Source organism: Rubrilithobacter danxiaensis (genome assembly GCF_047272945.1).
Taxonomy (GTDB): Bacteria; Bacteroidota; Bacteroidia; order Sphingobacteriales; family Sphingobacteriaceae; genus Rubrolithibacter; species Rubrolithibacter danxiaensis.
Genome location: NZ_JBKOPS010000002.1, coordinates 200,440 through 223,360, shown reverse-complemented (window position 1 = coordinate 223,360; position 22,921 = coordinate 200,440). Strand labels below are relative to the sequence as shown.

Sequence of the window (22,921 nt, the reverse complement as noted above, 5' to 3'; positions counted from 1 at the left end):
CGCAGTAATTTTTTTAATTCTTCTTCAATTTATAGCTGTAATTATTCGGATCGTGCAAATCAAGTGTGATTGTATAATTACCATTTTCGGGGACGGTTAAATTGTTCAGATCCGGCGTATAACCCAGCACAGGATGATCGGCATACGTTAACTTCCCATTACCATCTACTCCAAAATCAATTACCCAGGCATTATTTGCCCTGAATTTGAACGAGCCGTTTGCAGACATATCAGCTGTAACTTTCCAGACTTTATTTACCGGATCGTAATCCATTTGAGTATCACTATCCCAGCCGCCGGGAGTTGCATCGCCAATTATAGACCAGGTTGTTTTGGTTATGGTGTATTTCATCTGGTTTAAATCTGCAGTTAAATCATAATAACCGTCAGAGGGAGCAGTAAAGTTTCCGCCAGCGAAATTGGCTTCAGCCAAAGTTCCGTCGTTAGTAAGGGTTCCGTAAGCCATAGGTTCCCATGCAGGCTGAGCAGTAAACTTAAATTGCATCGATCCTCCTGCAGGAATATAAACATAACCTTCGTACACATTATCCGATTTAACCGAAACAATTGTAGGAGCTGAAGCAGGATCCCAGCCCTGGTAATCGCCAGGAACCCATAAAGACGGATAACCGGTAAAAACCTTGTAAGGAGTAACGGTAAACGACACTGCATTTGAATAGGCCGGACGGTCGAGGGTTGATTTGATACGAGCTACCAACGTGCCAGACTCATTGGGTTTAATGCCCAGCTGCTGAGCCAGTGTATTCAGTTCACCTCCTTTTAGTGATTTTGAAACTACATCCTGGCCTAAGTCTATGTTAGCTGCATTTCCCCAAGCCGAGGAGCCTATGGTATCAGCTGCAATATCAATTTGAAGCATGTAAGTTACAGGCGCATCAACCGGATACGTTACTTCAGGCCAGGCAAATTCTATTACTGAAGAGGCAGTATCGGCCTCGGAAATAGTTATATCGGTTTTTGAAGCTGTAAGAGAAGAAGGAAATGAAACCTCCTGCAGCGTGGTAAGAACAGCATCTTTTTTACAAGCTGCCATTAACAGCACAAGAGCAATCAAACCTCCTGCTTTATTAATTAATTTTTTCATGTTTTTTAGTTTTAATAACCGGGATTTTGTTTTAACAGCGGGTTAGCATCCAATGCGGATGTTGGAATTGGGAACAACAGGCGAAAATCAGCAGCTGCAGGAGCTAGTCCGTGAGGAAGTAAAAATTTTCCAAAACGGATCATATCCTGCCGGCGGTGTCCTTCCCAATTTAATTCAAAACCACGTTCATTATAAATATCTTCCAGGGTAGGATCGGCAGTTAAAGCACTAAGGCCCGCCCTTTGTCTTACCTGGTCAATAAATACTTTTGCAGCACCGGCATTTCCGAGACGAACGTTACACTCTGCTTTCATTAAAAGAATATCGGCATAGCGGTAAATCGGAAAATCATTCGATGCACCGCCGCTTGACATAGGAGCAACCGGGAAGAATTTCTGGTTCCGTGCACCGGCATTAGGTTCAGCTCCGGGATTATCCAGGTTAGTTACCTCGAGCGAATAGTTAATAAACCCTGCAGGTTTAGGGCCGTATGGATTTGAACCATATCTGAACTGCCGTTTACGCACATCGTTATCATCAAATTTTTCCACATATTCTTTTGGCACAACTGCACCGTTCCAGGCGCTGTACCCAAGCATTGCCACTCCGTCCGATCCTCCCAAACTGCGTACAGTGAAAATATTTCTTCCTACAACTTCGGCCTTAGTATAGATTGCAAGAATCGTTTCATCATCCGGAAGAACGTCACCAAAAAGTTCGTAATATTTAAATCCTAAAGGATTAGAAGCATCGGCAGCGCCTGAATGAAGGCTATATCCGCCGCCATCAATCTTATTACATGCTTCGATGCATTCACTCCACATAGGAGTTCCGGTATACACTTCTGCATTCAGATATACTTTAGCAAGTAACGCATACCCGGCCCACTTATTAAACCTTCCGTAGTATTGTCCCCCTTTTTGTGGCGAAAGAAGTTCTATGTTATCTGTTAATTCTTTTACAATAAAATCAAAAACATCCTTACGTTTAGCCTGGGGGATTTTATCTACTGTTACATTGTTAACTGTAAAAAACGGCACATCGCCATAATCATCCATTAACAAATAATAAAAGAAAGCTCTTAATACTTTTGCCTCGGCAATTTTTGAAGGCTCTGCATTGGCTTTTTCCAATTGCTCTACTGCCAGGTTTGCATTAAATACGGATTTGTACAACCAGTTCCAGGTGTTATTTACAATCAGATCAGAAGGCAGCCATTGACGCAGATACAGCCTCGCAAAGTCCAACTGCCAATCGCCCGTGTTACGGTGAGGTACAACCTGTTCGTCGGAAGACATGCTGTTTAAATCATACCAGCCATTATCTGCCCCGGCATAACCCACTCCATTCCAGTTTCCGGGTATTTGTGCATACACTGCTGCCAGCGCCACATCCGAACCCTGGGGAGAGTTATAAAATTCTTCGGAGGTATATTTATCATATATATTTTCATCCAGCTTTGTACAACCCTGCATAATAATTGCGGCAAAGCAGGCACTTATAAAAATCTTTTTCATGTTGTATATTATTTAAGGTTTACATTGAGACCTATTGCAATACTGGTAGTACGTGGATAGATTCCATAATCGCCACCAAAGCCATTTCCGCCACTTACATTTAATTCCGGATCAAGGCCTGAGTATTTTGTAAATAATGCCAGGTTGTTAGCAGTTAGCGAAACACGTAGGCCACTTACATACTTAATCTTGCTTACATTAAAGCGGTATCCCATGGTTAAATTTTCAAAGCGAAGGAATGACCCGTCTTCGAGCCATAAATCAGATCCGTATTCTGTAGTATATATACCTAATGGAACTGCACTTTTTAAAAGGTTTGATTTCCCCAGGTTCTCGAACATGCTGAAAGTCTGGCGTATCCCGTTGTAAATTTTATTGCCGCCTGATCCTCTCCAAACCATGGAAGCATCGAAATTTTTATAGGTAAATGAAGGTGTAAAGGCGTACGTGTAAGTAGGCAGAGCAGATCCTTCCAATACTCTGTCAGGACTTCTTGCTCCCTGATCAATTGTACCGTCTCCGTTCTGGTCTGTAACAGTTTCTTTATTGTTTTCATCTTTACCGGAGTGCTGCAGGATATTAAAGCTTCCTATTGGCTTGCCTTCAATCAGGAAGGAATTTGGCCCCCAGCCAACATAATTGGTATTTAAGGGAACGCCGTTAATGCTTCCGCTTAAGTTTAACACTTTATTTTTCAACAGCGAACCATTTGCAGCAAGGACAAGCATGGTGTTTTTGTTTTTTATCAGCTGATAGCTTAAAGATGCTTCCAGGCCGCGGTTTAAAACTGAGCCTACATTGGCTTTAACACTTCCAAAAGGATAAGGAGGCTGCGGAACAGTGTAATCAAATAATAAGTTTTTAGTGGTTGCTGTATACGCATCAAAGGTTCCGCTTAAACGACTCTCTAAAATTGAAAAATCTATCCCGATATTAGTTTGATATTTTGTTTCCCATTTCAAATCAGGATTTTGATTCTGCGAGATAGCATAATTTGTAATTTGCGAGCCGCCAAAATAGGTCTGGCCGGCATATCCTACTAGTTGTAAGGAGCTTTGCGGAAAAAGCCCCTGCTGATTACCGGTAATACCATAACCGCCACGAAGCTTTAAGCTATTAAACAGCTTTTGATTTGCCATAAAAGGCTCCTGATCAATTCTCCATGCTAATGATGCAGAAGGAAAATTTCCCCACTTATGATTAGCACCAAAAACGGAAGAGCCATCCCTTCTGAAACTTGCCGTTAGTAAATATCGGTTCAGGAAAGAATAATTAAGTCGCCCCAGGAAGGAAACCAATGTGCGGTCATTTTTATACGAAGAAAAATCGCCGGGTTGAACACGGCTCAAATCACCCAACTGAAGGGCATTATAGCTCGCTATGTCATTAATAAACCCTTTGGCTTGAGCAAAATTTCCCTGGTAGGATTGATTTTGCCATTCGTAAACTCCTAAAATATCAAAGCTATGTTTACCTGTACTTTTCTTGTAATTCAAACTTAAATCCATCAACCGTTCATTCTGGCGGTCGTTTCTTATATTGGCAACACCTTTATTGTCTATGGCAAGAGTTACAGTAGATACTGCCGGAAGGTAATATCCGTATGTGTTATCAACTTTTCTCCAGCTGCCAAATGCACCGGCCGTAAGTCCTCTTGCTATTTCCAGATCCGCACGAAGGCTGCCAAATAAATTGTTGGTATTCCCTTCACTTACTACGGTTTGAGAAACAGCATAAGGATTAATGTATTGAAAAACATTTGCGTCGGTAAAATAAGTTCCATCTGTATTAAATACCGGGTCCGTTGGACGGGAAACATAGGCATTGCTAATCAGGTTTGAGGTAAAACCAACTGTACCTACACTGTTAGGACTTGCCGTTTTATTAATAACGCTGCTGTTCAGATTCATTGAAACCGTGAGCTTGTTATTTAAAGCTTTTTGGGTAGCCTGAATCCGGCCGATATAATTCTGATTATTTGATCTGATTACGATACCCTGCTGAGTAATGGCATTTAAAGATGCTCTGTAATTGAAATTATCAGTTCCGCCTCCAATAGACAAATTATGATTTTGCGTACTACCATTTCGTGTTAAAATGTTATACCAGTCGGTATTTGAACCATGGTTTGCAGAAGCCGGAACTCCATAAAGCTGGGCTTGTGTCCACCACTCGTTTGCATCCAGCACATCCAGCTTCCGGACTATTAAATCCAGCGAAGAGGTTGCATTATATTCAACAGTAGTTGTTCCGGATTTACTTTTTTTCGTAGTAACAATAATTACTCCGGGTGCTCCTCTTGATCCGTAAATAGCCGTAGCCGAAGCATCCTTCAGGATATCTACACTTTCAATTTCTGATGGAGGAACCTGGTTAAACAGATCCATATTTCCCTGAATTCCGTCTACCACCACTAATGGATCATTTCCACCAATCAGCGAACCAATTCCTCGAATCCTAACCGAAGGTGATGAACCAGGTTCACTGCCTGTTTGAGATACATTTACGCCCGCGGCCCTTCCTGCTATTTGTTGCAAAGGACTGGTTACCGGCCCGGGATTGAGATCATTAGCTGTAAGCGTAGATACCGATCCAGTTACATCTTTCCTTTTTTGGGTTCCATATCCCACAACTACAACCTGTGCAAGCGAGGTGGATGAGGGCTTTAAACTGAAATCCGCTTTTGTATTCCCGCTTACTTTAATTACGCTGGTGACATCTTCGTAGCCAATAAAAGTAACAACAACAGTTTGGGCACCTTCGGGTATTCCTGAAAGGCTATAGGCACCATTGGCATCCGTACTGGTGGATCTTGAAGAACCTTTCAAAGCAACAGTTGCTCCGGGTAGCGGCTGGTTAGCTTCATCTCTTACTATACCGCTCAGGTTTCCTGTTTGAGCAAAAACAGTAATTGATGATACTACTAAACAGAGCAGAAACCCATACTTTAGAAAATAGAGTTGTTTCATCGTGTTAATTAGTTTTATAAAAAGGTTAATTAGTATGTGCGTCTGAAAACGACACCTTACAAAGGAAAAATCTTATGGGAGTGTAATCAAGCTGGGGAAAGGCCAATATAGATATTCACAAAGCGAATATCTAAGTAATAACCTCTTTCACAATAAGTTATCTCAATTCAAATCCAAAGCAAATATTAACTTTTATGCTCAAAAAAGAACCAAGGAATCTCTTTAAAAATTTAAACTCAAAAGTTTTTTGGGTAAAAATCACCGGGAAGCAAGTCTATCAGTTAAAGATATGGCTGTTTTTTATTTATAATAATGAGAGTAAATTATACATAGAAACATGTCCTGTATCAAAATTTTTAATCTGCCTTAATTTCCATTATTTTTTCTTCAAACTCTTCGTTGGGAATAAAGGATTTATTTTTTATCCGGGTTTTATAAGAGTATATAGTATTAACTGAAAAATTCATGATTTTAGCAATCTTATCATTATCATGAATACCTAATCTGATAAGGGCGAAAATTCTTAATTCTGTATTGAGTAGTTGATCTTTCGGCAATACTATCCGATCTTTCTCATCAAAAAGCAAATTGAATTTCTGTACAAAATCAGGGAACAGCTTAATAAAAACACGGTCGAAGCTGACAGACAGATCTTCACGTTCCTTTTTAAGGTCAATCTTATTTATAATTTGTTTAATATCCTCGTATCTCCCCAAAGTAAGCCTTTGAGAAACAGATTTTTTAAATCGGTCAATTTTTTCAATATAATCCGAATTGATATTAAAATAATAACCAATGTACTCATCTTTAATTCGATTTGCTTCACGTAAGGCTGAATTAACTTCTGTTAAAGCCTTGTTCGTTTGCTTCAAATTAGCATTTGCCTCGTACAGGGATTCCTGTGCCAGCTGGAGCTTTTTATTTTGCTTGACTACTATTATAATAAAGGCGATTATAATTAAGATGAGCAGGGTAACTATTACAGCATAAGTAAAGATTAAATTTTTTTGTTCTTCTACCAGTTTTAGTTGTTTTCCTTCAATAATGGGCAATAACGTGCCTACTTCAAACTGACGATGCCGTGCGCCATAAAACTCTGCATCGGCCATCGCTTCCCTGATGTATTTGTATGCCCTTTCATTATCTCCGGCTCTAAATAAAGTATCGGCCAGCCGGAACATGGCGACATTCTCCTTTGTAGAAGATTTTATATCGGCAATTGCCGCCTTAATTAATAAATTGAATGCCTGGTTTTTTTGATTTTTTTGCGAATAGAGATAACTGAGTGTACTTGCAATAATAGCATATTGATGATCAGTTAAATGAGGCTTTTTAATAATGGTGGAATAATCTTTCAACGCTTCCTCTAAATTACCGCGGCGCAGGTTCTTTAAACCCGAAACAAAAAAATACGAATAAGAGCCCGGAGATGACAAGGTTATTGCAGAATCAGCCTGTTGATTACCTAAAGCAATATATTCAGAACAATATTTACTATTTTTAACAAAATCACACAGATCGTAGTAATATCTTGCCTTTAAAGTATAAAATTCTATTTTTTGCTCATTACTTAAGCTGGCAGTATTTATATGGTTAACAACTCCAAGTGTTTCTTTAAACATGCCCGATGACAAAAGAATAAAGGCAAGATTGATCTTTGAATAATTTATCTTTTCGGGATCATTTAATCTTACAGCTTCTTCGTGGATTTTGCCTGCGTAGGTTAAGGCAGAATCAAAATTAAAGGTCTTATACTCTTCAAAAATCTTCAGATAATTTCCATATCGCTCCTTTAAAGGACGTCTATAGCTATTAATACTCCTTTTAAGCTGTTCTATTCTCTTAAGCTTTTTTTTCGTAAGAACTTCCTTTTTTAACAACACATTATCAAGTTCCTTTAATAAACTATCAGGGGCTGAAAAGGCAGGCAGATTAAAAATTAAAATAATTGATAGCGTTGCCAGTAAACATTTCATCATTCAAATTCCGGAATAGTTTATAAAAATACATACTTCGTTCGGGTTGTTGAACAAGAAGCAAAATAGAACACATGAATTAGAAAATTATTACTGCTTTTGCTCTCTTTCTTGTGTATTGACACCTTCATTAAGCAAGCTATTTATCTCTATTCCTAGTCCTGGGACCAACATTTTCCATATTAAATGGTTGAAATCCCATCTTAAAGGCAGGAGAATTTGCTTTTAAGGTAAAATCAAAATGTTCTGGATCAGTAAAAAGCGGATCGGCATAAAGTGAATGACGATCTTTGCCTTTTTGTTGCCATTCATTGAACCTCAGTTTATTAAAAGTAATACTATCTGCTGCATGTAAGGGGTTGAAATAAATGTTATAATCGGTTTCAAATGTACTACTCATTTTTCTTGTGCCATTTTTAGGATCAGTGTCAAAATAGAAATTATACGGCTTATCTTCCCAGTTACCATCAAATAATACTCCTTCTTTCCAATAAATAATGTTGTTTTCGAAATAAACACTTTGATGCGGCTCTACGCTGTTCCTGTTGATTTGCTGTAAGCGGCCTAAAGCAAAAATGTTGTTTCTAACAGTAATTTCTTTTGCATAATTTATATTGTATCCTGCAAATTTTGTATTGTAAACGATATTGTTTTCAACCAGGATATGTGTTGATCCTTCGTCATTATAAATACCCCAGCCACCATAATTATGAGCATCTACATCGTGAATTAAATTATTACGGATGACAGTACCCGGGGAAACTCCTAACGTATAAACAGCTCCCATATCTGATAATAATCCCTGTCCGATATGATGAATATAATTATCTGCCACTATATTATCCCGACTTATACTTCTTTGATATCCCCATTCCCAACCAACAGAAACACCGGTATAAAAGCCATGATGAATATGATTATGAATAACCTCATTGTTTCTTCCATGCATTATCAGCACACCAACGGCTGAAGGGAACTTCAATCCGTAAGGACCTATTTCATTATCACTGATAATATTATGATGTGTTTGCAATAAAGGATGTCTGGTTGAAGTTCCGCCATTTATTCTGAACCCACCGGCAGCAATATTTAAAAGCTTGTTATAAGAAAATTCATTGTATGACGACCCTTCCTGGATATCAAAAGCAAAACCGCCTATGTTATTTATAGTACAATTATGAAAAACACAACGTTGGGCTCCCCTTAATTTTATTACGGCAGCGATGCTTGACGACCCTTGTGCATTATTTGTATTTCCTTTGGGCAACTGCACATTTGCATATTGAAAAGTGATGTTTTTAAACTGGATATCTGAAACCGGCTTTCCGTTTACCGCATCTCCTGCTATATCAACAAAAGCTGGAATTGCAGGTGCCCACACTTCAATTGTTTCCATATTTTCCGTAGCAAAGGGTATATAATATAATTTGCCTTTCTTTTTATCAAGGTACCAATCACCCGGATCCTGTAATCCCTCCCACACATTCTCTACCACATACCTCGCACCCTCATTATTAAAATCATCGGTAAATACTTTACCCGAGGGATATTTAAAGTTCACAAGATGTTCTTTTTCATCTACTGATTCTATTGAAAGATGGGTATCGGTCCAGAAATGGTATACTACTACATCAATATCTTTTAAGTTCTTCCAACTGGCTTTTATATCTTCTGAATTATAAATAAAACGTTTGCCCGGAGTTTGATATCCTGCATCTAATCCACCGTCAGGAAAACCTTTAACACGATAAAACCCTTTTTTTGGCAGGCTTGCTATTTTACGACTCTCACCATTAACAAATAACTGGTTAAATGACCAATTTCCTTTTTTCACTTGCGGCACGTTTGCTACCCAAATATTATTTTTATATTTTTTCCATTCCGTGATTCTTTCGCCGCCGTTTAATACTACCTTTTCTCCGGTTAAAGCGCTATATATTATGGGTGCTTCTTGTGTTCCTCCATCTTCAAGGCTAAGCTGAAACGTTTGTTTTAAACGGTATTCTCCTCCTAACAGATAAACAAAAATTGTATCGGACCCACTTTGCTTTCTTTGCATTCGAATTACATCCCGGGCTTTTTCCAGGGTAGCAAAAGCTTCCTTGGGGCTATATCCGGAAGCTTCATCATTACCATTTGGAGCTATATAATAGGCAACTGACTGCGCAGTAACAGTTGTTTGTAAAGAACAGCCAATCAGAATAAGTATCAATGGAACAAAGTATTTCATAATAGTTTCTTTACAGCTACTTGTAGCTTTTTAAGCTTATTGTCGAATATTTGCTATTTATTAACCTCACCGTTTACCAGGATTCTTCCGACCATCCAGGAAAATTCACTATACTGTTCAGGATTTTCAACTTCTCCCGGTTTCTTTTCTATCACCTGGAATTTATCGAATTTTTTTGAGGACAGTTGTATGATAGCTTTATGCTGTTTATTCTCTAAACCGTCAATAAAGAAAAACGCAAGTCGCGTATAAAAACAGTATTTGTCGAACCGGTTTATATACCTTGGAGGATAGTTATCTATTGATACCTTCAACGGGGCAGAGGCAGGACCAATTATATCTAAAAACCCAATACTTTCGCCTGTAAAAGAAAAAGATAATACATCTGAAGTATCCTTTAGCTTATAAACATGGGTTAAATAGCGACTGTAACGACTTATCAGTTCATCGCTATTATCAGTAACAGAAATTTTTTCAACCCCATTATTTAGGAACGACGGTGGTGAAACCATCGTAGCCTGATCCAGCCTTTTACTAAAGTAAGCAGCGCCAACAGGATGTTCATATGTACCAGCAGCCCGTAAACGTTTAATAGAATTTATAATTGATTCAGCATATAATGCATGGCCTGTTTCAGGATAAGGATGAACACCATCTGCAGAAAAGAAAGTTGAGTCATTTTTAATTGCTGGTTTTCCGGTAGGATATAACTTTTTGTTATTGATTAATTGTACAATTTTTGGAGAAAGGTTAACAGAAGGAATACTATAATAATCTGCTATCTCTTCCATTATTTTAACTGTAGGCGGAGGTCCTTCATTATTATAGTTTTTTAGCATGTAGTCAGCAAAAGTGTATATAAAACAAATATCAGTCTCCTGATGCGCCAGCCATGTTTTACGCACAATTCCTTCCATAGCAGTTAAAACACTTTCGCGAGTATTTTCATCATCATTTACTGCAAACTCGACGAATAACAGATCGGGTTTATAATTCAATACATGTTCTTCTAACCTATAGACTCCTAATTCGGATGTCGTGCCCCCAATAGCGGCATCAACTTGTTTGAATGTAACTTTGGGATATTGCTTTTGCATCCAGCTGAATGTTTGATCTCTCCAGCCATTGTGTGCTTCGGTAATGCTTCCTCCCAGATAAGCGATTGTTACCGTATCTGTGCTCTTTTGAACTTTATATAAAAAGTTTGGCAAACCTTTACGCGGAATAAATTCGGGGGGTAACTTCTGCGCCTGCGCAATTGGGCCTATAAACAACAGGAATAGTAGATAAAAGACTTTTATAAGGGTTTTGATTGCAGATATCATGCACAATAAGTATTAATCATTTTAAAACAGGAAGGAGAATTTTACTATTATTCACTTTGTCATGATAAACGCGAATGGATGCTTGTTGAAAATCGGTGTCCCGAGCGTGATAAATATCAATAAACTTTTGAGGATTTCTGTCAACTAAGGGAAACCAACTGCTTTGAACCTGTACCATAATACGATGTCCCTTTTTAAAAGTGTGAGCGACATCAGGCATCGTATATTTAACTGACGTAATCTTACCCGGAATAAAGGGCTCGGGCTTTTCAAAGCTATTGCGGTATTTTCCTCTGAAAACATCACCCCTTACCATCATCTGATATCCATTCATGATATAGTCATTATCATTAGTATAGGCAAAATCATCAGGGAAAACATCAATCAGTTTTACAACAAAATCCGCATCAGTTGTGGAAATACTTACCATCAGCTCTGCTGTTAAGGGGCCGGCCAATGTAACATCTTCTGATAATATTTCAGATTTGAAAACCAGCACATCAGGACGGGAAGAGGCAAACCGTTGGTCACCGGTCATATACTCTGCAGTTCGGTTGGCATGAATTCCTTCAGTATATGGAACCGGTTTAGCGGGATTACTAATGTATTCAGAAAAACTGGCTTCAGTTTTCGGCTGTTCCCAATTTAATTTACCGTTCTCCTGTAAGAAGATCGCTTTTTCAGTTGAAGCTTTGGGCGGCCAATTGGAGAATTGCTTCCACTGATTTTCTCCGGTAAAAAAAATGGTTGCTTCCTTAATCTGATCAATATTTCCCTTTCCTTTCAGATAATAATTAAAGAAAGGTATTTCTATATTAGCAGCATACCATTCTGAAGTATTGCTTCCAAATTGAACATTTCCCAAGTGTGTTCCCTCTGGTGTAGCCCACTGCCCATGAGACCAGGGTCCCATTACAATTTTATTATTAGTTGAAGGACTTTGCTTTTCAATGGCCCGATAAGTATTCCAGGCACCAAAACAATCTTCTGCGTCGAATAAGCCTCCAACTTCCAGTGTTGCCGCTTTTATATTCGTAATTGCCGCTCTTACATTTCTTGCCTTCCAAAAAGAATCGTAATTCGGATGGCTCATCAATTCCTTCCAGAAGGAGATGCTGTCCCCTGTAAGTTTAGTGAAATTAGGAAGCGCCCCTGTTCTTAAATAAAAATCATAGTAATCTTTTGTTGGAGGAGTGTAAGCGCTTTGGAAAAGGTCAGGAGTAGGTTTCGTAGGTTTTGGTCTTGGGCTTCCAAATCCCCATTCTGTATAAAATCCGAAAGCGTCCATCAAAAAGAAGGCACCATTATGATGAAAATCATCTCCTATAAACCAATCTGTTACCGGGGCCTGCGGGCTTACAGCTACAATAGCCGGGTGATTACTTAGAGCGGCCTGCGTGGAATAAAACCCCGGATAAGATGTGCCAAATACACCTACTTTTCCATTATTTCCCTGAATATTTCTTATTAGCCAATCAACGGTATCATAGGTATCAGTTGATTCGTCAATATCTAACGGAGATTTTTTATCCGGATTAAAGGGCCGTACATCTACAAAAATTCCCTCACTCATAAATTTTCCACGTACATCCTGTACAACTATAATATATTTTTCCTTTAAATACTCTTTGTAGTGATTGCTCCAGAAATTTCTAAAATTATCTCCGTATGGCATACAAGAGTACGTAGTTCTGGTTATTAAAATCGGGTGTTTTTCCCCGGTATCTTTAGGAATATAAATAGAAGTAAATAGTTTAACGCCATCCCGCATTGGAACGTATTGTTCTTTCTTATTATAGTTGTTCACTATCCAAGCAGAATCGGCATTTTGAGAATACCCTGAAATTGGAGTAATAAATAAGAAAAAAACTACTATCTGAACTAATATCCACTTGTAATCAGGTTTGATATTATAGTTGAGAAAAATCTTATCGTTAACTTTTAATTTCTTTTCGCTGTTGCTATTTTTCATCATTTATATTTTGTACCTGAAAAACTTCGTATTTGAATTTGATAAGATATAAATATAGTTACTCCACAATTACTTCATCAATAAACAGAGATGCATAATTACCTGCCGGAGTTTTGCCAAAAGGTTGAGCTATAACTCTTACAAAGCGGGATTTGAGGGCAGGAAGCGAAAAAGTTAAAGGCACAGCACCAGTAGAATCAGGAAGACTGATAGTTTGAGTTGCCTGATCCTTAAAATTTATGCCGTCGTCAGAAGTTTGCAATGTAACTGATTTTGGTATCATTATCCCAAAAGGAAGATTATGAAAGAAACGCATGGTAACCTTATTAATTTCTTCCGCCTTTCCAAAGTCGATAGTCCCGTTAAATTCCTCATTCTCCCAACCAAGCCATTTGTCATCGTTGTAGCGTTCTTCATCCTCATTACGGTAATCGTTAAAACGCGTATCATCTGCTAACCCCCCATTAATCCACCCGTCAAGTCCACTTTTATTATAACTGGGAAGCGTTTTCAAAGTCCCTTTTTTACCAACAGCTTTATGTAATATATAAGATTTTATTGCCAGATCGCGAACATTGCCATTTATTATAACCGCTGCATTTATGGTGCAACTTTGCGTAATTGGTACTGGCTGTTTATATACCGGCGAGTTTTGATTTGGAATCGTTCCATCCAATGTAAAATAAATAGGATTTCCATTCTCTGAGCCGCTTAATTCAACAACCAATTTCCCATTCTCCTGCTTTATATTGCTCACTCTTATATCATACAAGTGTTTTGAGTAGTTCACCTTAAGCTGGTCGAGCCTTTTCTCGTACGACAACAATCTTCTTGTAAAGTCACTAAAGTTTTTATTTGATGGTGAAGACCAGTTAACTTCAGCCAATGCGGTTGATCTTGGAAATATCATATACTCAGCAATAGCTGCAGTAGGAACATAAGTTGTCCATAAATTTCCCTGAGCTCCCATTATATATTTTGCCTGTTGTGTATTTAACTCCTGACTTACAGGTTCGTAATTATAAACATCAGAAAGCATTGTTAAGCCATAATAAGACGGCGGTTCACCTGGTGCATCAGACTGTGCATGGTCAAAGTAACAATATGGAAGAGGAGTCATTGCAGCATAATGACTATTCTTTGCAGCTTCAATACCGGGCTTTACCCCTGTCCAGCTCATAACTGCGGCATTGGGAGCTAATCCCCCCTGCATTATCTCATCCCATCCAATTATACTGCGACCTTTGCTATTTACAAACTTTTCTATCCGGTTAATAAAATCGCTTTGCAGATCTTCAACGCTGTTTAATCCCTGCTCTTTCATTCTTTGCCGGCAATATTTACAGGTTTTCCAGTTTAGCTTTTCTGCCTCATCCCCTCCTATATGAATGTATTTGGAAGGAAAAATTTCCATAACTTCTGATAAAACATTACTAAGAAAATTAACTGTTTCATTCCTTGTGCAAAATTCCGCCTGAATATTGCTTGGATATGGAAATGCTTTGCCGTTGCTGTCTAAGCAGGCAAGTTCCGGATATGCAGCCACAGCTGCCTGAGCATGGGCGGGCATTTCTATTTCGGGTATTATTGTAATAAATCGGTCGGCAGCATACTGAACTATATCTCTCATCTGTTCCTGAGTATAATATCCGCCGTACAATTTTTCATGCGGCTTACTTTTATAATCATACGTAAACTTATTATCAATAATATCTCCTTTACGAAAAGCTCCTATAGAAGTAAGTTTAGGATACTTTTTGCTTTCAAAACGCCATCCTTCATTATCTGTTAAATGCCAGTGTAACCGATTCATTTTCTGCATAGCCAATAAATCAATCATTCGTTTTATTGAGTCCGTCACCATAAAATTTCTTGAAACATCTAACATTATTCCCCGGTAACGTAACCGGGGCGCATCTTCAACCTGAACACAGGGAACAGCCCAATTTATGTTGCTGACCCTTGTCTCAGATTCGATACTTTCGGGTAATAATTGCAGTAAACTTTGAACAGCATAAAAAACTCCCGCAGGTTTTTGTGCTTTTATTTCAACTTTTTCTTTCGAGATATTCAGTTTATAGCCTTCTTCATTACTGATACTTTTATCTATAGCAACATATACTTCTCTATCAGCGCATTTTTTAGAAGACAATAAATCAATTGCAGCAGCTCTTTTTAGTTTAACCACTAAAGGCATAATAGCATTACCGAGTTCTTTATCACGTTTATCAAAGTGCAATTGTGTGCATTTAGTAAAATAAAAGCTACCCTGTTTCCAGTCTATTTTATTTGGAACAGGAATAATATTGGCCTTAGGCTGAGCCTTTGTTGACGTGCAGCAAACAGTAAATATCAGGATTAAAAGAAAGGGGGTTTTTGCCATATAAGTATCAGATATATGACCTAATATACGATGTGCAATTAAAGATACCGCAACGATACCCTTTTCTGTTCACAATGTTACTTACCGTACCAGTAACCTTTCAAACTCCACGCTGTCACCGTTAAAAACATTCATATCAACTACGTGATTAATTCCTGCAATGGTTGCCATATCTGAGTGCTGCCAGAACCGCCATCTTGTTCTTTTATCTGTTTTTAACTCGGGCTTATAATAGTGAGCAATCCATAAAATATGATCGTCAAAATGTCCTTGCAAGTAGTCTTTATAAAAAGTGATGTTGGTATAAATAATTGGTTTTATCGCTGTTTTATTCTCAATATAGTTCAAAAAAGATGAAAGTTCTTTCCGCATACGCTCCGGAGAAACTCTTTTCAATTCTTCAATATCTACTACTAATGGCAGATCGCCTTTTTCCGGCTTTACATTTTGAAGAAAGAACTTTGCCTGCCACTTCCCGTTCTTTCCGGGTTTAAAATAGTGGTATGCACCACAAACAATTCCTGCTTTTGGCGCTTCCCGCCAGTTTCGCTGAAAGTACGGATCTACATGAACAAGGCCTTCTGTAGCTTTAATGAAAGCAAATTTGATATACAGCTCATCCTCCCGCATTTCTTTCACCTTTTTCCAGTCTATTTTTCCCTGATAAGATGAAACATCAATTCCATGAATGCTATATTTTGAAGGAATGGGAATATTGAGACTTTTATAGGTACGATAATTCGGATTTCCACCCAAATCTGAGATCCAGCCAAACGCAGATGAAAACACTTTTAAAACATAGCCGTAATAGAAAGGCGAAAGCAGGATAAGCGCAATTCCTGCAAGTATCATTTTCAATTTAAAAGACAGGCCATTATTGTTTTTCTTTTTAACGGGCTTCTTTTTCTTTACAGTCTTTTTTCTCTTGATAGGTACAGGTGCTTTCTGGGATAAGGTGGCCACGGGATAAAGGTACAAAACCTGTTATTTCGAATACTGCCCGAAATAAAAAAACCTCAACTCTTTCAAGAGAAAAGGTTTTTCGTGAATATTATAAAGACCACTCATATTATTTAAAACAGTCGCTCAAACCTGCGGTTATTTTTATAAAAAGCATTAAAAAGCCCATTTCAAGAAAAGAACATGGAATCGCCGACTGGACTTACATCCCTCTGACTGCTGTTGCACCGGAACTACTTCATTTTAAAGCTGATTCAAAAGCTACGGGATTAGCCCGAATTATGAGCGGCGTTATGCTTGGCTCGGCTTTATTTACAAAAGCTGAATGGGACGTAATTAAAGTTATTCCATTTAAAGCTCATTTAGCAGCCGACATTGGCTTGGGTGTGTTTTCACTATTAGCACCATGGATTTTCAAATTTGCTAAAAAACCCGCAGCAAGAAATACTTTTCTGTTTATTGGCCTTTCGGGAATCATTATTGGTGGATTACTAACCAGGAGAAAAGAAATGTAACGACGAAGCTTGCATGAGCAGATGTGATTACTATATTAGTCATATAATCTGATTATGCACAAAAATCGTTTAGAAGCATTTAGCGATGGAGTGATTGCAATTATCATTACCATTATGGTTTTAGAACTAAAAACTCCCCATGGTCATGATCTTGCTACTCTGAAGCCCTTATTACCTGTTTTCCTTAGTTATGTGCTCAGTTTTATTTATATCGGCATTTACTGGAATAACCATCATCACATGTTGTTTGCAACAGAAAAGATTAGCGGAAGTGCGTTGTGGGCAAACCTGCATTTACTTTTCTGGCTGTCATTGGTTCCTTTTAGTACTGCCTGGATGGGAGAAAATCACTTTGAAAAGTGGCCTGTTGCCTTTTATGGCTTTGTTCTTTTGATGAATGCGATTGCATACAGTATTCTGGCGAAAATACTGATGAAACAAGCCGGAAAGGATTCTAAACTTGCAAAAGCCTTTGGAAATGATACGAAAGGAAAACTTTCCATATTAATTTACTGTACAGCAATAGCTTTTACTTTTTTAAACCCGGGGATAGGCTTGGCATTGTATGTGGTAGTAGCTTTAATCTGGCTGATTCCTGATACACGTATTGAACACATTATTAAAGAATGATAACTTTAACATCAGGGATACACTTAATTTAAATCTATCTTATGATAATACCAGCAGACAAACCAACTTATGAAGGTGAAATTGCCACCTACTGGTTTGAGGATGGGATATTGGTTTCACTTTCCAAAAGCATTAAACGGACCGTTTCCAATATTTCAGGTAATGTTGCCCTTGTAAAGGAAATTACAAATAATAAAAAAGTTCCTTTACTGATATACCTGAAAAACTCTCCTGTACCCGATAAGGAAACCAGAAAATTTTCGACAGAGCAGTTACCTACCATTTATACAGCAATGGCAATGGTTTCAAAACCCGGGCTTGCAACATTCATCATGACTATCCTCTTTAAATTAAAACCGCCGCCCATTCCAATGAAAAACTTTACAGATGACAAGGAAGCAAAGAACTGGTTAAAGCAATTTATCTAACCTGTTCTTTCTGCGCTTCATAAGCAGGATTTGTAAATAAAACGTAACCAAACAGTATTGCCAAAACGGAATAAACAAGTGCTCCTACCCAAACATAATTCAAGCCCGTACCATTAAATGGTATTTTAATTAACGCAAGTGCACCGATTGTAAAATGAGACATATTGCCTATTGCTACCGGCCTGCTGTATATTCCGCCTATTAAATTCGCCTTTGCCATCCAATTAAGCATTGCAAAGCCGAAGTAAACTGCTCCTAACAACTGAAATATTATCGAGGAGGCCGCTCCAGCCCCTAAGTTTTCGGCAATCTCTTGAGGAAAGAAAGACAAGGCAATGCCTGTAATTCCCAAAATTACCGCACTTCCGGACATCAGGTATTTAGTATTCATTTTCAATTTTATCAAATTCTCTTGAATTCTTAAACTTTTTTAGCGAAGCAGGAGATTTAAATTAATAAACGACTTTCGCAATTTTTACTTCTCAAAAGGAAATTGAATACGAGATAACTGAAAAGAGTCATTAGCGAAGTAGTGGCCAAGACGGCCATAGTACTTTTGCAATTTTCATAATAACATACCTACAATGAAACAAACAGAACTGCTACTATGCCAGAAATAACTTACATTGCTACACAAGACCGGATTTCACCTAAATCTTGTGTAACAATTTGAATTATGCCCGTTCCCAAAACGGAGGCGGCTCAATTCCAAGGGAGCGAAGGTAAACATAACCCTGCCCGCGATGATGAATTTCATTGTCAATAAAGTAAAGAACGGTAGAATAGATAGGGCCTTCGTACTGGCCGAAAGCTGCCTCCACTTCCTGAAAACGCTGTGGAGAAATTTGAGGCCAGAATTTGTTAATTTCATCCGTTATTTCATCCCAAAGACGTAACAGATCATTTTTTGTTTTAGGAGCACCCTCCTTCAGGTGATGAGCAATTTCTCCAAGTGCCTGCCACTCTCCTGTTGCTACCCCCCTTACACCCGGAGCCGCTATGTCTGCCAGCTCCATCGCCAATGCTGAAAAAGGACGTATTCCGCCTATTGAGTAAGAGAAAAGCTGATCTTCGGGGAAAGCTTCAATCACTCGGCGGGTAAGCCTACGGTGGCCCTGCCAATGTTCAAGTAATGCTTCAGGAGTGATTACAGGAGCTTCCAGGCTCTGTTCGTTCGTTTGCACGTTGTTTTCCATGATTTGTTTTTTTGTTTACAAAGCAAAGAAAGCAAGCACTTGTGACAGCCCTATGTCAGCATAAAAAAGATACTTAAATTTTATTTTATCGCGTTTGCAACTTCTGATAAATCCCTTTTAACTGACGAATATGCCGCTGCGTATGTACAATTACAAAATTGATCCATTCCAATCGGGTAAATTCGCCAAACTGAGGAATAGCATAATCCAAACAAGTTTCTGACGGCTCTTTTGTTTTAATAACATCCCCTATCTGAGTAAGCACTTTTTCCAGAGAACTTAACAAGCTTTGTTTTTCTATAGTGTTATTCGATGGAAGAATAAATTCAGGTGAATTTAATTTAACATCAAAGTTTAGGAAAAGCGCTTTAATTTTTTCCACTTTCTCTTCCGGGTCCCTCTGTGTTTGTTGTACTTTGCCATTCAGGGTTTCAACTACAAAGTAAGACTTTAAGAGATGTTCACCCACCTGCCCCGCCGTCCAGCTGCTTTCAAATGGTACTGTATTCATTTCTTCCTGACCAAATGATGAAAGAACCTGAATCAGCTCTTTTACCGTATTCTCAAATCCGGCTGATAGATTTTTAATGTTGTCTTTTGGATGCATTCCAAATACCGATGTATCAGCATCGAGATTATTTTTTTCCATAATCATTTGTTTAACTGATACAAATCTCTGCAACAAAACAACGTTCCGGCAGGTGTGAATACGACAATATAAAGGGTTGATCGAGACAATATAAAACAAAACCCCCAGCTGATGCTGAGGGCTAAATTGTTCTTGTATGATTTATACCCGCAAAAAAACTTTCTTCTGGTAAAGGATATACAGAAACAGCCATTTGATAAATACGAAACAAACAGCCATCACAACTGCATTAAAAGGATCGCCCACTAATTGCCCCAGCCACCTGAAAAATCCGTTTGTTGTATATTCCCAGTCTATAAACCTGCCCGATATATAGATAAGAATAGAGTTCATTCCTATTACCTTAAAGAAAAACGCCCAGCTTTTAAATCCCAATACATCGATAACATAATAAAATAGTGCTAACAAGAGTAAACTCAAACCACCTGTATGAAGAACGAAGGAACTTGTCCATAGGTTTTTATTGATCGGGAAATCCAGATTCCAGATTTGCGCCAGTATCAGAAAAACCACGCCGCTTCCGGCAAGCCATAATGCTTTCTTTTCTTTAGACATTGTTCCGTTTTTAAGCAAGCGCCCGGCTAATATGCCAAGCAATGCAGTACTGATTGCAGGAATGGTAGAAAATAAACCTTCGGGATCGTGAATTTTCAAATACAGCTTTCCGGGAAGAACTAACCGGTCAATATAAGAGGCAAAATTGCCTTCCATTGTTAAATCTCCGGGAGCAAAACCAGGAGCAGATGTGAATTTGAGCAGTAACCAATACGCAATTATCAGACCCGCAAACCACATTACCTGGAACTTTTCTTTGGTGTAGAGGTAAATAATGTTCGCCATCATATATGCCAGTCCAATGCGACCTAAAACGCTGGCAAAACGAATATCTTCAATGGGCCTGATGCGTAAACCGTTATTTACAACAATTCCTAAAAGCACCAGGATCAATCCGCGTTTAATTACACGCAGCAACAGTTCATTTTTACTTTTTCCCTTTTCCATCTCACGCCCCACAGAATAAGGAGTTGCCACACCGGCCAAAAAAAGAAATAAAGGGAAAATAAGATCGTAGTAATGGAAGCCGTTCCAATCCGGGTGCGTTAGCTGGTTAGAGATAGCACCAAAGAACGGAGAACCGGTTGCCTTGAAAAGGCTGTGGAAAATTTCTTCCGCACCCATAATCCAGAACATATCAAAACCGCGAAGGGCGTCTAAAGAATAAAGTCGTTGAGGGGAAGCCTGCATTGTTATTGCATCTGCACCGGCTCCCTGTGTACCAGGAAGCTCCTGTAATACAGCAATTGGTTCCATACTTATTGGTTAATTTTGGTTAGCAGAATTAAAGTTAAGAGAATAAATAGTAAACCGGGATGGCGGTGTTAAAAATTCATATCCTGCACCCTATTGAAAACGAAATTGTTACAATATTAACAGATAGTTAAACTTTCAGGAAGAGAAATGCCAGATATGTGAAGGGGTAATACAGCAATCCAGTGGAAAATCAAAAGGATCTGTATCCCGAATTTCTTCAACAGGATCAAAAATTGAAAGCCCTATCTTTTTAGCATCTGGCCGGCATTCAGTCAAAAAACGATCGTAAAAACCTTTCCCATATCCAATTCGATTCCCCTTTTTATCAAATGCAAGTAATGGAATCAGTATAATATCCAAGAGGCTTGCATCAACTGTTTGTCCGTTTTCAGGTTCTGTTATTCCCCATTTATTCATGGCAAGCGGGGTATTTTCTTCCCATATATAATTGTCAAGTGTGTTATTTTCAGAATTTATTTTAGACAGGACAAGCTTAATCTCCGGATATTCCTTTTTAATTCGGTCAGAAATCAGCAGGCTGTTTACTTCAGCCCTACCTACTATAGGATAAAAAGTGTGAAGGAATGAAATTCCGCTTAAAGGAATTCTTTTAAAATTTTCTGCAATCAGTTCAGATGCTTCTTCTACCTGTAAAGAAGTAAGATGTAATCGATTGTTCAGAAAATGCTCACGGAGTTCAGCTTTTTTCATAATACGATAAAAATAAGAAACGGCCTCAGAATATCTAAGGCCGTTTCTTTAATCTATCAAGGATCAGATTATTTAACACGTTCAATATAACTGCCTGTTGTAGTATCTACACGTACTTTATCTCCCTGGTTAATAAACAAAGGAACCCGGATTTCTACTCCTGTTTCAACTGTTGCCAATTTTAAGGCATTAGTTGAAGTATCGCCCTTTACGGCAGGTTCTGTGTAGGTAATTTCAAGTTCAACACTGGAAGGTGCTTTTGCCATTATAGGTTCTTCGCTCTCAAATGCAACAATTACATTCATTCCCTCTTTTAAAAACCGTGCAGAATCGCCAAAAAGGAATTTAGGAATATTAAATTGCTCAAAGGAGTTATTATCCATAACTACAAAAAAATCGCCGTCTTCATATAAATACTGGTAGTCGTTGGTTTCTACCCGGCAAATTTCTACTTCCTCATCGGTTCTGAAACGGTATTCAACCAGTTTACCTGTTTTTACGTTACGCATTCTTGCCTGGTAAAAAGCCCGTAAGTTGCCGGGAGTACGATGTATAAATTCCTCAACAGTTACCAGGTCACCATTGAAACGAAGCACATTTCCATTTTTAATTTCTGACGCTTTAGCCATATTAGAGCTTTATTTGGAGTGGCAAAAATAGGAATATTGTTCTAGAATTCAATCAGCAACAGGGATTTTAATAATAAGGTGGACCTTATGATGTTTATCAAGGAATTGCTCGCTATATGATAACTTGTATTGATCTGTAGAAAAGCACAACTCTGTAATAGAAATTAAGGAATTACCTCCGATCTAAAAAAATTGTCTTTAGCCTGGGAAAAAATTTATTTAATACCTTAATAAGCAATATCCAATACAATAAATAAAATAATATTAAGCCAAAAACAGAACCACCGGTTCCAATACTCCATGCAATCATGTGGAATACAAAACAGGTATAGGAAACATATGGAATATTTTGTTGGGCAAGAATTATGGTACTGATCAGGAATATTAATGATAGTACTGCAGCTCCGATATACTT

The 22,921-nt window shown here is 38.3% G+C and carries 18 protein-coding genes; 3 read left to right on the top strand and 15 right to left on the bottom strand.

Going from position 1 to position 22,921, the window contains the following annotated elements:
* Positions 1-13: 13 nt before the first annotated feature.
* The 9 genes from ACLCDL_RS03050 to ACLCDL_RS03010 all read right to left on the bottom strand — a co-directional run bounded on the left by ACLCDL_RS03050 (position 14) and on the right by ACLCDL_RS03010 (position 16,329).
* Positions 14-1,105: a SusE domain-containing protein gene (locus ACLCDL_RS03050; RefSeq protein ID WP_423146631.1), complete on the bottom strand. Its 1,092-nt coding sequence runs from the start codon at positions 1,103-1,105 to the stop codon at positions 14-16.
* A gap of 11 nt (positions 1,106-1,116) precedes the next feature.
* Positions 1,117-2,622, bottom strand: coding sequence for a RagB/SusD family nutrient uptake outer membrane protein (locus tag ACLCDL_RS03045; protein WP_423146629.1), 1,506 nt, complete (start codon positions 2,620-2,622; stop codon positions 1,117-1,119).
* 8 nt (positions 2,623-2,630) lie between these two features.
* Positions 2,631-5,591 (bottom strand): SusC/RagA family TonB-linked outer membrane protein, encoded by a 2,961-nt coding sequence (locus tag ACLCDL_RS03040; RefSeq protein WP_423146627.1) that lies wholly within the window; start codon positions 5,589-5,591, stop codon positions 2,631-2,633.
* A gap of 356 nt (positions 5,592-5,947) precedes the next feature.
* A complete protein-coding gene (locus ACLCDL_RS03035; protein WP_423146625.1) occupies positions 5,948-7,570 on the bottom strand; it encodes a DUF6377 domain-containing protein in 1,623 nt (540 codons plus the stop codon).
* 136 nt (positions 7,571-7,706) lie between these two features.
* The gene (locus tag ACLCDL_RS03030; protein ID WP_423146623.1) at positions 7,707-9,797 is read right to left on the bottom strand and encodes a right-handed parallel beta-helix repeat-containing protein; all 2,091 of its coding nucleotides are present in this window, start codon (positions 9,795-9,797) and stop codon (positions 7,707-7,709) included.
* Positions 9,798-9,850: 53 nt separating this feature from the next.
* Positions 9,851-11,122, bottom strand: a complete 1,272-nt coding sequence (locus ACLCDL_RS03025) for an SGNH/GDSL hydrolase family protein (RefSeq protein ID WP_423146621.1) — start codon at positions 11,120-11,122, stop codon at positions 9,851-9,853.
* Between the two features lie 16 nt (positions 11,123-11,138).
* Positions 11,139-13,097, bottom strand: coding sequence for a CocE/NonD family hydrolase (locus ACLCDL_RS03020; protein ID WP_423146619.1), 1,959 nt, complete (start codon positions 13,095-13,097; stop codon positions 11,139-11,141).
* A 55-nt stretch (positions 13,098-13,152) separates the two neighbouring features.
* Positions 13,153-15,477 (bottom strand): glycoside hydrolase family 20 protein, encoded by a 2,325-nt coding sequence (locus ACLCDL_RS03015; RefSeq protein WP_423146618.1) that lies wholly within the window; start codon positions 15,475-15,477, stop codon positions 13,153-13,155.
* 81 nt (positions 15,478-15,558) lie between these two features.
* Complete coding sequence (locus ACLCDL_RS03010; RefSeq protein WP_423146616.1) at positions 15,559-16,329, bottom strand: glycoside hydrolase family 25 protein; 771 nt, start codon at positions 16,327-16,329, stop codon at positions 15,559-15,561.
* A gap of 86 nt (positions 16,330-16,415) precedes the next feature.
* On the opposite strand from ACLCDL_RS03010, the gene ACLCDL_RS03005 reads away from it, so the two are divergent.
* From ACLCDL_RS03005 to ACLCDL_RS02995, 3 genes are read left to right on the top strand one after another with little or no spacing between them, the layout of a single operon-like run.
* Positions 16,416-16,952: a hypothetical protein gene (locus ACLCDL_RS03005; RefSeq protein ID WP_423146615.1), complete on the top strand. Its 537-nt coding sequence runs from the start codon at positions 16,416-16,418 to the stop codon at positions 16,950-16,952.
* 54 nt (positions 16,953-17,006) lie between these two features.
* Entirely contained in the window at positions 17,007-17,582 is a 576-nt protein-coding gene (locus ACLCDL_RS03000; RefSeq protein ID WP_423146613.1) for a TMEM175 family protein, read from the top strand.
* Between the two features lie 41 nt (positions 17,583-17,623).
* Entirely contained in the window at positions 17,624-18,010 is a 387-nt protein-coding gene (locus ACLCDL_RS02995) for a DUF7793 family protein (protein WP_423146611.1), read from the top strand.
* Here the strand turns inward: ACLCDL_RS02995 and ACLCDL_RS02990 are convergent.
* The 6 genes from ACLCDL_RS02990 to efp all read right to left on the bottom strand — a co-directional run bounded on the left by ACLCDL_RS02990 (position 18,003) and on the right by efp (position 22,506).
* Positions 18,003-18,401 (bottom strand): hypothetical protein, encoded by a 399-nt coding sequence (locus ACLCDL_RS02990; protein WP_423146609.1) that lies wholly within the window; start codon positions 18,399-18,401, stop codon positions 18,003-18,005. The two genes, ACLCDL_RS02995 and ACLCDL_RS02990, sit on opposite strands and share 8 nt — an antisense overlap.
* A 283-nt stretch (positions 18,402-18,684) precedes the next feature.
* Positions 18,685-19,206, bottom strand: a complete 522-nt coding sequence (locus ACLCDL_RS02985) for a DinB family protein (protein WP_423146607.1) — start codon at positions 19,204-19,206, stop codon at positions 18,685-18,687.
* Between the two features lie 85 nt (positions 19,207-19,291).
* A complete protein-coding gene (locus ACLCDL_RS02980) occupies positions 19,292-19,855 on the bottom strand; it encodes a DinB family protein (protein WP_423146605.1) in 564 nt (187 codons plus the stop codon).
* Between the two features lie 141 nt (positions 19,856-19,996).
* On the bottom strand, positions 19,997-21,166 hold the full coding sequence (locus ACLCDL_RS02975; protein WP_423146603.1) for an acyltransferase family protein: 1,170 nt from the start codon (positions 21,164-21,166) through the stop codon (positions 19,997-19,999).
* Positions 21,167-21,301: 135 nt separating this feature from the next.
* Positions 21,302-21,877, bottom strand: a complete 576-nt coding sequence (locus tag ACLCDL_RS02970; protein ID WP_423146601.1) for a 5-formyltetrahydrofolate cyclo-ligase — start codon at positions 21,875-21,877, stop codon at positions 21,302-21,304.
* 68 nt (positions 21,878-21,945) lie between these two features.
* Positions 21,946-22,506, bottom strand: a complete 561-nt coding sequence (efp, locus tag ACLCDL_RS02965) for an elongation factor P (protein ID WP_423146600.1) — start codon at positions 22,504-22,506, stop codon at positions 21,946-21,948.
* Positions 22,507-22,921: the final 415 nt, after the last annotated feature.

What these genes read in the sequence shown, in the direction of transcription:
- ACLCDL_RS03050 (WP_423146631.1), bottom strand. Translation starts at nt 1,105, where the DNA reads ATGAAAAAATTAATTAATAAAGCAGGAGGTTTGATTGCTCTTGTGCTG.
- ACLCDL_RS03045 (WP_423146629.1), bottom strand. Translation starts at nt 2,622, where the DNA reads ATGAAAAAGATTTTTATAAGTGCCTGCTTTGCCGCAATTATTATGCAG.
- ACLCDL_RS03040 (WP_423146627.1), bottom strand. Translation starts at nt 5,591, where the DNA reads ATGAAACAACTCTATTTTCTAAAGTATGGGTTTCTGCTCTGTTTAGTA.
- ACLCDL_RS03035 (WP_423146625.1), bottom strand. Translation starts at nt 7,570, where the DNA reads ATGATGAAATGTTTACTGGCAACGCTATCAATTATTTTAATTTTTAAT.
- ACLCDL_RS03030 (WP_423146623.1), bottom strand. Translation starts at nt 9,797, where the DNA reads ATGAAATACTTTGTTCCATTGATACTTATTCTGATTGGCTGTTCTTTA.
- ACLCDL_RS03025 (WP_423146621.1), bottom strand. Translation starts at nt 11,122, where the DNA reads ATGATATCTGCAATCAAAACCCTTATAAAAGTCTTTTATCTACTATTC.
- ACLCDL_RS03020 (WP_423146619.1), bottom strand. Translation starts at nt 13,097, where the DNA reads ATGATGAAAAATAGCAACAGCGAAAAGAAATTAAAAGTTAACGATAAG.
- ACLCDL_RS03015 (WP_423146618.1), bottom strand. Translation starts at nt 15,477, where the DNA reads ATGGCAAAAACCCCCTTTCTTTTAATCCTGATATTTACTGTTTGCTGC.
- ACLCDL_RS03010 (WP_423146616.1), bottom strand. Translation starts at nt 16,329, where the DNA reads ATGATACTTGCAGGAATTGCGCTTATCCTGCTTTCGCCTTTCTATTAC.
- ACLCDL_RS03000 (WP_423146613.1), top strand. Translation starts at nt 17,007, where the DNA reads ATGCACAAAAATCGTTTAGAAGCATTTAGCGATGGAGTGATTGCAATT.
- ACLCDL_RS02995 (WP_423146611.1), top strand. Translation starts at nt 17,624, where the DNA reads ATGATAATACCAGCAGACAAACCAACTTATGAAGGTGAAATTGCCACC.
- ACLCDL_RS02990 (WP_423146609.1), bottom strand. Translation starts at nt 18,401, where the DNA reads ATGAATACTAAATACCTGATGTCCGGAAGTGCGGTAATTTTGGGAATT.
- ACLCDL_RS02985 (WP_423146607.1), bottom strand. Translation starts at nt 19,206, where the DNA reads ATGGAAAACAACGTGCAAACGAACGAACAGAGCCTGGAAGCTCCTGTA.
- ACLCDL_RS02980 (WP_423146605.1), bottom strand. Translation starts at nt 19,855, where the DNA reads ATGGAAAAAAATAATCTCGATGCTGATACATCGGTATTTGGAATGCAT.
- ACLCDL_RS02975 (WP_423146603.1), bottom strand. Translation starts at nt 21,166, where the DNA reads ATGGAACCAATTGCTGTATTACAGGAGCTTCCTGGTACACAGGGAGCC.
- ACLCDL_RS02970 (WP_423146601.1), bottom strand. Translation starts at nt 21,877, where the DNA reads ATGAAAAAAGCTGAACTCCGTGAGCATTTTCTGAACAATCGATTACAT.
- efp (WP_423146600.1), bottom strand. Translation starts at nt 22,506, where the DNA reads ATGGCTAAAGCGTCAGAAATTAAAAATGGAAATGTGCTTCGTTTCAAT.